At 65.4% G+C, this 9,554-nt stretch carries 7 protein-coding genes; all 7 read left to right on the plus strand.

From position 1 onward, the window contains the following. Window positions 1-120 precede the first annotated feature (120 nt). The 7 genes from AC3WQN_RS23005 to AC3WQN_RS23035 all read left to right on the plus strand — a co-directional run bounded on the left by AC3WQN_RS23005 (window position 121) and on the right by AC3WQN_RS23035 (window position 9,440). Window positions 121-2,142 carry a capsule polysaccharide biogenesis protein gene (locus AC3WQN_RS23005; protein WP_103401623.1) on the plus strand — a complete coding sequence of 674 codons (2,022 nt, stop codon included), beginning with the start codon at window positions 121-123 and terminating at the stop codon, window positions 2,140-2,142. Then, window positions 2,082-3,398, plus strand: coding sequence for a capsule polysaccharide biogenesis protein (locus AC3WQN_RS23010; RefSeq protein WP_103401630.1), 1,317 nt, complete (start codon window positions 2,082-2,084; stop codon window positions 3,396-3,398). The genes AC3WQN_RS23005 and AC3WQN_RS23010 overlap by 61 nt, the downstream gene beginning before the upstream one ends. After that, window positions 3,395-4,171, plus strand: coding sequence for an SDR family NAD(P)-dependent oxidoreductase (locus tag AC3WQN_RS23015; RefSeq protein ID WP_103401624.1), 777 nt, complete (start codon window positions 3,395-3,397; stop codon window positions 4,169-4,171). Before AC3WQN_RS23010 ends, AC3WQN_RS23015 begins: the two co-directional genes overlap by 4 nt. Beyond that, on the plus strand, window positions 4,164-5,687 hold the full coding sequence (locus AC3WQN_RS23020) for an LTA synthase family protein (protein WP_103401625.1): 1,524 nt from the start codon (window positions 4,164-4,166) through the stop codon (window positions 5,685-5,687). Before AC3WQN_RS23015 ends, AC3WQN_RS23020 begins: the two co-directional genes overlap by 8 nt. A gap of 4 nt (window positions 5,688-5,691) precedes the next feature. Next, on the plus strand, window positions 5,692-6,270 hold the full coding sequence (locus AC3WQN_RS23025) for a GNAT family N-acetyltransferase (protein ID WP_103401631.1): 579 nt from the start codon (window positions 5,692-5,694) through the stop codon (window positions 6,268-6,270). A 65-nt stretch (window positions 6,271-6,335) separates the two neighbouring features. Next, a complete protein-coding gene (locus AC3WQN_RS23030) occupies window positions 6,336-8,393 on the plus strand; it encodes a capsule polysaccharide biogenesis protein (RefSeq protein ID WP_178081943.1) in 2,058 nt (685 codons plus the stop codon). Window positions 8,394-8,396: 3 nt separating this feature from the next. Beyond that, window positions 8,397-9,440 (plus strand): phytanoyl-CoA dioxygenase family protein, encoded by a 1,044-nt coding sequence (locus AC3WQN_RS23035; protein ID WP_103401627.1) that lies wholly within the window; start codon window positions 8,397-8,399, stop codon window positions 9,438-9,440. The last annotated feature ends 114 nt before the right edge of the window (window positions 9,441-9,554 follow it).

Consider the following 9,554-nt stretch of genomic DNA (forward strand, 5'->3'; position numbering starts at 1 on the left):
GTCCGCTCTCCATTTGTTAATTTGTATTAACATTCGCGCGATATTATTCAGGGGCAATGGTTTTACCATCGCCGCTGCCCTGCGCATTCGCTCACTCAAATGGATTTCCGCTCCACGTTTATGGATGACGTTTCTCATCGCCCGCGCTTGTTGATCCTCTCCAAGGGTGCTCAACGCATTGCCACGCTGCCCTCGCTGCTGCCCGATTACGCGCCGCACAACGGGACTGTGGGCGATATGGAGCAAGCCGACTGCGTGATGGCATGGGGGCGCAAGCCCAGTGCGCTCAAGGCCATGACCGAGGCTGCGAAAGCCAAGCGGCCAATCCTCACACTCGAGGACGGCTTCCTGCGTTCCGTAGGCCTGGGCGCTGACGAGCCACCGTTGTCGTTGATCGTCGATGACATCGGCGTGTATTACGATGCCAGCGCGCCTTCGCGCCTGGAACAGTTGATCGCCACCCCCCTGAACGATGCCGAGACCCTGCGTGCCACTGCGCTGCAACAGTTGTGGCAACAACAACGGGTGTCCAAGTACAACGACGCCCGCATCGAACACCCCGACCTGCCCGCCGACTGTGTGCTGGTGGCCGACCAGACCTTCGCCGATGCCTCGTTGCAGGGCGCCGGCCCCGCCGACTTCAGGGCGATGCTCGAGGCGGCCCTGGCGCGTTATCCCGCCAGCACGATCCTGCTCAAGGTACATCCGGACGTGGTCGCCGGCCGCAAGCGCGGGCATTTCGACCTGGCGGCGCTGGCCAACCAGCCACGGGTCCAGGTGCTGGCGCGCAATGTTCACCCGGCCGAGCTGCTGCCGCACTTGCGGGCGGTGTACGTGATGACCTCGCAACTGGGCTTCGACGCGCTGTTGTGGAATGTGCCCGTGCACACCTGGGGCATGCCGTTCTATGCCGGCTGGGGCCTGACGGATGATCGCCTGCCGGCACCGTCACGGCGCCAGCCGGTGAGCCTTGCCCAACTGGTACACGCCAGCCTGGTGCGCTACCCGCGTTATGTCAGCCCCGAAACCGGTCAGCCGTGCACCCCGGAAGTATTGATCAACTGGCTCGGCTTGCAACGCCGCCATCGCAGTGCGCTACCGGAGGCCCTCCAGATGCTCGGTTTCAGCCGCTGGAAAGAGCCGCTGGTGAAGTTGTTTTTCAACGGCTGCGAGATTCGCTTCGTCAAACCCGAACAACCGCTGGACCCACGCCTGCCTACCGTGTCCTGGGGCTGCAAGCACGACTCTGACCTCAGGGAACACCCGCAACCGGTCAGCCGGGTCGAGGACGGGTTCCTGCGTTCGGTTGGCCTCGGCGCCGGCAAGGCCCGCCCGCTGTCCTGGGTCGTCGACGACCTGGGCATCTATTACGACGCCACCCGCAGCTCGCGCCTCGAGCGCATTCTGCTGGATCAGCGTTTTGACGCCGGACTGCTCGACCGCGCCCGCAATCTGCGTGAAGCCATCTGCCGCGCCGGGTTGACCAAATACAACTTGCCTGGTGACGCCTGGCAGCGACCGCCCCAGGCACAACGGGTAATCCTGGTGACCGGCCAGGTCGAGGACGACGCCTCGATCCGCTTTGGCGCCCATCGCATCCGCAGCAACTTGCAACTGCTGCAGGCGGTGCGTGAGCGCAACCCCGAGGCATGGGTGCTGTACAAGCCGCACCCTGAAGTGCTGGCCGGCACCCGTGCCCGAGGCGACGACGAAGCGCAGACGGTGCACTGGTGCGATGAGGTCATCGGCAATACGCCCTTGCAGCAATTGCTCGAAACCGTGGACGAGGTGCATGTGCTGACCTCCCAGTCCGGCTTCGAAGCCTTGCTGCGCGGTGTCCCGGTCACCACCTATGGCCAGCCGTTCTATGCCGGCTGGGGGCTGACCCGGGATGTCGACCTGCACCCCGACGTGCAAGCCCGGCGCAGGCGCCAACTGAGCCTGGATGAACTGGTAGCGGGCACGCTGCTGCTGTACCCCACGTATGTCAGCCGCATCACCAACCGCTTCACCACCGCTGAACAGACTCTCTACGAATTACAGAATTGGCATGCTCTACCGCAGCCAGGAGCAACATCCCGATGGCAGGACTTGAAACAGCGCTTGAGCAGCTTGTTGGGCATGAGACGCCTGAGAAGCTGAAGGCGCGGGCAGCGGATCGCCCTCCTGCGCCTCATCCGCGCAACAGCTTTCTGTTTTTGCAGGGTGTCAGCTCGCCGTTCTTCGCCAGGCTGGCCAAGGCCCTGCGGGCGATCGACCAGCGCGTACACAGCATCAGCTTCAACGTCGGCGACCTGCTGTACAGCACCGGTTCGCGTAGCGTCTATTCGGCGCGCCCGCAGGAACTGGAAGCGTTCTACAGCCAGTATTTCCACGATCACCAGGTCACTGACCTGGTGCTGTTCGGTGACTGCCGCCCCGTGCATCGCCCGGCGGTGACCCTGGCCCGGCTACAGGGCATTCGCGTGCATGTGTTCGAGGAAGGTTACTTCCGCCCCTACTGGGTCACCCTGGAACGCGACGGTGTGAACAACAACTCGCGCCTGCCACGGGACCCGGACTGGTACCGCGACGTCGGCCAGCACATTGCGCGCTATGACAATGGCAACCCGTTCAAGCTGTCCTTCGTCGCCCGTGCCGCCCATGACGTGCTCTACCACAGCGGTGGTGCACTGAACAAACTGTGCTTCCCCCACTATCGCACCCATGCGCCGTACAGTGCGGCCACGGAATATGCCGGTTTCGTCCGCCAGGGCATACGCTTGCTGTTTGCCGCGCGTCGCGACGATGCACGGGTGGCCGAAGTCGCTCGCGAGCGGCATCCGACCTTCCTGTTGCCGCTGCAACTGGACAGCGATGCGCAGATCAAGGATCACTCGCCCTTCGCCAACATGTTCGAGGTCATCAACCATGTGATCGCCTCATTCGCCGCCTCGGCGCCGAGCGCCGCACGTTTGCTGGTGAAGAACCATCCGCTGACCCCTGGCCTGGTGAACTACCAGCGCATCACCCAGGCGCTCGCCAGGCAGTATGGCGTGGCCGACCGGGTCGACTTCCTGGAAAGCGGGCACATGCCGACGCTGCTCTCGCACATTGCCGGGATGATCACGGTCAACAGCACGGCAGGCGCTTCAGCGCTGCTGCACAAACGCCCGACCTTCACGCTCGCCAATCCGATCTACGCCATGCCCGGGCTGACCCAGCAAGGCAACCTCGACGACTTCTGGCATCACCCGCAAGCGCCGGACATGGCGCTGTTCCATCATTTCCGCAACACCGTCATCCACACCACCCAGATCAATGGCGGTTTCTATACCGGCTGCGGTATCGACATGGCCGTGAACAATTGCCTGGACGTGTTGCTGGCAAAGACCTCGAGAATCGAAAACTTTCTATGACGCACCACTCTTCGCCCCGCTGCATTCTCATCACTGGCGCCACCGGCGGTATCGGTGGCGCACTGGCGCCGGCCTATGCCGCGCCAGGCGTGACCTTGATCCTGCAGGGCCGCCGCCTGGACCGCCTCGAAGAGTTGGCCAACGAATGCCGCGCACTCGGTGCCCGCGTGCTGCTCGAAGCCCTGGACGTGCGCGAACTGGATGAACTGCGCGCCATGGTTCGTCGGGTCAGCGAAGCCGAGCAGCCAGACCTGGTCCTGGTCGGTGCCGGCCTCAATACCGCCGTGGGTAGCCATGGCGAAGCCGAGCGCTGGGACGACAGCCGCGCCTTGCTCGAAGTCAACGTGATGGCGGCCCTGGCCACCGTTGAAGCGGCACTGCCGGCCATGCGTGCCCGCGGCAATGGGCAGATCGCCCTGTTCAGTTCACTGGCGGGCTGGCGCGGGTTGCCGGTGACGCCGACCTACAGTGCCAGCAAGGCGGCGATCCGTGTCTACGGCGAGGCGATCCGCGACTGGCTGGCGCCGGAAGGGGTGAAGATCAACGTGATCGTCCCCGGCTACGTCGAGTCGAAAATGTGCTTCGAAATGCCCGGCCCCAAACCCTTTCTGTGGACCGCCGAAAAGGCGGCCCGACGGATCAAGCGCGGGCTGGCGGCGAATCAGGCCCGCATCAGCTTCCCGTTCCCGCTGAACCTCGGCACCTGGCTGCTGGGGGTGATTCCGCAGCGCCTTTCTTCGTTTATCCTGCGTGGTCTGAATTACAGTGAGTGAATTGTCCATCCTTCAGGTCGGCATCGTCGGCCTGCTCCTCACCGTCCTGATTGAACGCCTGCTGACCCCACGCCCAAACCTGCGCCGTCCGCTGAGCTGCTGGTTGCTGCACGGCGGTTTGTGGTGCGTCGCTCTGGCCGTACTGTATGGCACGACCGCACGCCCGCTGTTCAGCGGCATCAACGTACTGCTGCTGTGGCTGTTGATCGTGATGGTCAGCAACGCCAAGTACCATTCCCTGCGCGAACCGTTCGTGTGCGCCGACTTCGAATACTTCAGCGATGCCGTGCGTTTCCCGCGCCTGTACCTGCCGTTCTTCGGCATCGGCAAGGCCGCGCTGCTGGCCGTGGGCTTCGTGATTTACCTGTGGGCCGGGTTGAGCTTCGAAGCGCAAGTCGCGGGGGGGCGCCTCAGCGCACTCGGGCTGGGCCTCGCGGGCGTGATCCTGCTGAAGCTCGGCCACCGCCGCAGCGTACCGACTTTCGATGCCGAGGCCGATGTACGGCGCTGGGGCCTCGCGGCCAGCCTGTGGCGATACTTCTGGGCCGCCCGCGCACCGGTCGACCGCAGTGCACTGGGCTCGCCGTTCAACACACCAGGCGCTTGCCCACCCGGCATGCCCCTGCCCGACCTGGTGTCGGTGCAGAGCGAATCGTTTTTCGATGTGCGCGACCTGTGGCCTGGCGTCAAGACTCAGGTACTGAGTGAATACGACCGCCTTGTCGAGCAATCCCTGGCCCATGGCAAGCTGCAAGTGGCCGCCTGGGGCGCCAACACCGTGCGCACCGAGTTCGCCTACCTGACCGGCATCCCCGGCGACCGCCTCGGCGTACACCGCTTCAACCCCTACCGGGTGCTGGCCCGCCAGGGTTTGCCAAGCATCGCGGCGCACCTCAAGGCCCTGGGCTACCGCACCGTCTGCATCCACCCTTACGACGGCAGTTTCTACGGACGCAACACCGTGCTGCCGGCCCTGGGGTTCGATGAATTCATTGACGTGCGCGCCTTCGACGACTCGCAAAAGGCCGGGCCGTTCATTGGCGATTGCGCCGTGGCCGACAAGATCCGCGAACTGCTTGAAGACCCAACCCGCAGTCAGCCGCTGTTCATCCATGCGGTGACCATGGAAAACCACGGCCCGCTGCACCTGGAGCACGTCGACGCCGCCGAGTTGCCGACCTGGTTCGACCGCCCGCTGCTCGCCGGCATGGACGACCTGGCGCCCTATCTTCGCCACATCGCCAACGCCGATCGCATGCTTGGCAAGCTGCGCGGCACCCTGCTCGCACAGCCACGGGAAGCACTCCTGTGTTTCTTCGGCGATCATGTGCCGATCCTGCCGAACGTGTACCAGGCCATCGGCGCGCCGGCCGGCGACACTGACTACCTGATCTGGTCCAACCGACGACACCCCGGCGCCAGCCCCTGCCCGATCCGCGTTGACGCGTTGTCCAGCCGTCTGGTTGCCTGCGCCCACGACGCTCGCACACCCACCGCTGTTGCCGGCGTGGTTTGAAGCCGTGGTGACGATCGTACTGGGATCGAGCCTGGCGCCGGACCTGACCGCTGACCCCGCGTTGTCGCGGATCGTCACGGACGGGCGCGGCTCGCTGGCGTTTATCCTCGGCGATACCGCCTGCCGCCAGCGCCTGCTCGGCACCAGCATTCACTGGGACCGGGTGCTGCTGGCCTTTGAAGACGGTCAGGCAGTGGGTTATGCCGCGTTCAAGCACCAGCTGCGCGGCCCCTTTGCCCTGCGCCCGCAACCCTTTGTCCGCGAATTCGGCTGGTTGCGCGGCTGGCTGCGCTTTGCCGCGTTCTGCCTGAGCGAGTTCCGCGAATGGCGCTACCCGTTTCTGCTGTACGGCCTGCGCGTGAACAGAACCGCACGCCAGCATGGCGTCGGCTCGGCACTGGTCCAGGCGTGTTGCGCACAGGCCGCGGCCAGCGGTTTCAAGGACGTATTCCTGGAAGTGCCACTGGACAACCAGCGAGCGCGCGAACTGTACCTGCATAACGGTTTCCGTTTGCTGCGCAAGCGCTGGGTGCCGTGGCCACCAGTGCGCACCATGCACCGACGCGCGGAGCCCGCCCTGTGAACGGCCTCGACAGACCCGCGATCACCCTGCAGCCATTGGTCGAAGGCCATGGCTGGATCGGCATCATGTCCCAGTGGGTGGCGTGGAAGGTCCTGCACCTGCCGCAATTCCTCGGGCCGGAAGGCTCGCCGTTCTGGCTGTGGCGGCGCGGGCGGCATGCCCCCAAGGGCCTGAAAGCCATTGCCGGCATTGGCTACAAGGACTCCTCGGCCCAGGCCCGAGTGCTATGTCAGCGTTGGGGCTTGCCCTACATCGCCCTGGAAGACGGATTCCTGCGTTCCTCATCCCTGGGCATCGAGGGCGATACGCCGATGTCGATGGTGGTCGATCCGGTAGGTATCCACTACCTGGCCGACCGTCCTTCACTGCTGGAAAACATCCTGCAGGATCCGGACAGCCTCAGCCCTGAAGAACTCGACAGCGCCCGGCAACTGATCGCGCTGATGCGCAGCAGCGGCATCGGCAAGTACAACAATGCCCCGGACCTGGACCCGGACGACCCGCTGGGCCTTGAGCGGCCCCTGGTGCTGGTGGTGGACCAGACCGCCGGGGACTACTCGATTCCTGGTGGCGGCCTGTGTGAAGCCGACTACGTGCGCATGCTCGATGCGGCCCTGGCGGAAAACCCGGACGCCGAGGTGCGGGTGCGCATTCACCCGGACTGCGTGGGCGGACAAAAACCCAGTTGCCTGCTGGCGGCCGCCACGGCGCGAGGGGTAAGCCTTGAGAGTCGCCCGGTGTCCTGGGCCTCGCTGGCCCGCCGCGCCCGACGGGTGTACATCGGCACCAGCCAGGCCGGGCTCGAAGCCTTGATCCAGGGCGTGCCGGTGACCTGCTTCGGCCTGCCCTTCTATGCCGGCTGGGGCCTGACGGACGATCGCATGCCGGTCCCCCGGCGACAGGCACGGCCGGACCTGGTGCAACTGGTGGCCGCCGCCTACCTGCGTTATTGCCGTTATGTCGACCCGCTCACCGGCCAACCCACCGACGCCTTGACCGTGGCCCACCAACTGGCCCGCAAGAAAGCCCGGGACGCCGAGTTCGCCGGGAACATCACCGTGCTCGGGGTCAAGCGCCACAAGCAGCACAACATGCGGCGCTTTTTCGGCAGCCGCTGGGGTCGGCTGGACTTCGCCGAGGACAGCCCGTCGCTGCTCAAGGAGATCGCCGCCAAGCGCGGCAAGCTGCTGGTGTGGGCCGCTCGCGAACCGGCCGACCTCAAGGTTCGCGCTGCCGCACTCGGGGTGCCGTTGTGGCGCGTCGAAGACGGTTTTCTGCGCTCCCGGGGGCTTGGCGCGCTGAACGCCCCGGCCCTGTCATTGGTGCTCGACCGTAGCGGCATACACTTCGATGCCAGCGCCAGCTGCGACCTGGAACACTTACTGGAACACGCGGACTTCGACGCCGACAGCCTGGCCGAAGCGGCCCGCCTGCGCGAACGGATCGTGGCCTGCGGCACCAGCAAGTACAACCTCAAGCATGACGCCGATAACCCGGTGTGCGCACGGCCTGGCCAACGGCGGATCCTGGTGCCCGGCCAAGTGGAAGACGACGCCTCGCTGCTGTGCAGTGGCGGCACCTTGCATGACAATCTCGAACTGCTCAGGCAAGTGCGGGCCAGCGCGCCGGACGCCTGGATCGTCTACAAGCCGCACCCGGATGTGGAAGCCGGAAAACGCCAGGGCGCCGTGCCTGCGCAACTGCTACACGGGCTAGCCGACCAGGTGCTGCCCGGCGCCGACATCGCTCGCCTGTATGCCCAGGTCGACGAAGTACACACCCTCAGCTCTACCTCGGGTTTCGAGGCTTTGCTACGCGACCTGACCGTGGTGACCTACGGTACGCCGTTCTATGCCGGCTGGGGTTTGACCCATGACCACCAGCCTTTGCCGCGCCGGACCCGGCGCCTGACCCTGGACCAGTTGGTAGCCGGCGCCCTGTTGCGCTATGCGCGCTATGCCGACCCCCAGCAAGCTTTGCCCTGCGATGCGTGGCATGCCCTGACATGCCTGTCGCCCCCTCGCCCGCCGCGCCTGACGCACCATCCGCGTCTGCTGCCGCTGCTCAATTACACCCGGACCATGCTTGGCTGCGCTCGCGCAGCGGTCCCCCTCAAGGATTAGACCATGCCTGCATCACTGAAGGACCTGGGCCGTTATGCGGCGCTGCCCTGGCATTGCCTGCAGCTGTTGACCCACGCTAAATCATTCGAGAACAACCCGGTCATCGGCAGTGCCCGACTCAATGCCCTGGGCCTGCACGTGCAACGCCGCCAACTGGCCATGAGCATGGCCGCGATGCGGCGCCGGGCCCTGGCGCCACGCCTGGATGCCGGGGAGCTTGCAAACTTCGAGGAGCAGGGCTTTTTCGTCCGCGAGAACGCACTGCCTGCCGAACAGTTCGCCGCCCTGCGTGCCGAACTGGGTGACCTGCGCAGCACCGGCTGGGAAATGCGCCAGGGCAAGGCCGTGACCCGGCGGGTCAGCCTTGATCAGGATGTCCTGGCCCGTAACCCGGCCAGCGCGACCTTTGTGGCCGACCGCAGTGTGCGCGACCTGATTGCCTACGCCTCGTCGAACACCGGCGGGATCACCTATCAGTTGCAGTCCATCGTGATCGATGGGGTGAATGCCGAACAGGACCCGCAAACCCGTCTGCACGCCGATACCTTCCATCCGACCGCCAAGGCCTGGCTGTTTCTCGATGACGTGGCCGACGACCAGGGACCGTTCAGCTACGTCCCGGGCTCCCATCGCCTGACACCGGAGCGGCTGGCGTGGGAGTATCGCCAGAGCCTCGGCGCGGCACGCTCCGCCGAGCAGATGCACCGTGAGGGCTCGTTCCGCATTCACGAACATGAACTGGCCGGGCTCGGCCTGCCGGCACCGCGACGCTTCTCGGTACCGGCCAACACCCTGGTGGTGGCGGATACCTCAGGCTTCCACGCCCGCTGCCCAAGCCTGCGCCCCAGCCACCGGGTGGAAATCTACGCCAGCCTGCGCCGCAACCCGTTCATCCCCTGGCGCGGCGCCCACCTGTTCGCCCTGCCCTGGATCGCCAACCACCACATGCGCTGGGACATCCGCCTCAAGCGCCTGATGGGCTTCGACAAACGCAGCCACTGGCGCTTCATCGAACAGCTCAACGCCTACGAAAAGCCCTACATCTGATCCGCACCAGCCGCGGCGTGCCAGGCACGCCGCCTTCGCGGGCAAGCCGTTCAATCAAGCATGAACACCATCCCTGTGGCGAGGGAGCTTGCTCCCGCTGGCGTGCGCAGCGCG

The organism is Pseudomonas sp. FW300-N1A1, from assembly GCF_058789115.1.

What these genes read in the sequence shown, in the direction of transcription:
- AC3WQN_RS23015 (WP_103401624.1), top strand. Translation starts at nt 3,395, where the DNA reads ATGACGCACCACTCTTCGCCCCGCTGCATTCTCATCACTGGCGCCACC.
- AC3WQN_RS23005 (WP_103401623.1), top strand. Translation starts at nt 121, where the DNA reads ATGGATGACGTTTCTCATCGCCCGCGCTTGTTGATCCTCTCCAAGGGT.
- AC3WQN_RS23035 (WP_103401627.1), top strand. Translation starts at nt 8,397, where the DNA reads ATGCCTGCATCACTGAAGGACCTGGGCCGTTATGCGGCGCTGCCCTGG.
- AC3WQN_RS23030 (WP_178081943.1), top strand. Translation starts at nt 6,336, where the DNA reads ATGTCCCAGTGGGTGGCGTGGAAGGTCCTGCACCTGCCGCAATTCCTC.
- AC3WQN_RS23010 (WP_103401630.1), top strand. Translation starts at nt 2,082, where the DNA reads ATGGCAGGACTTGAAACAGCGCTTGAGCAGCTTGTTGGGCATGAGACG.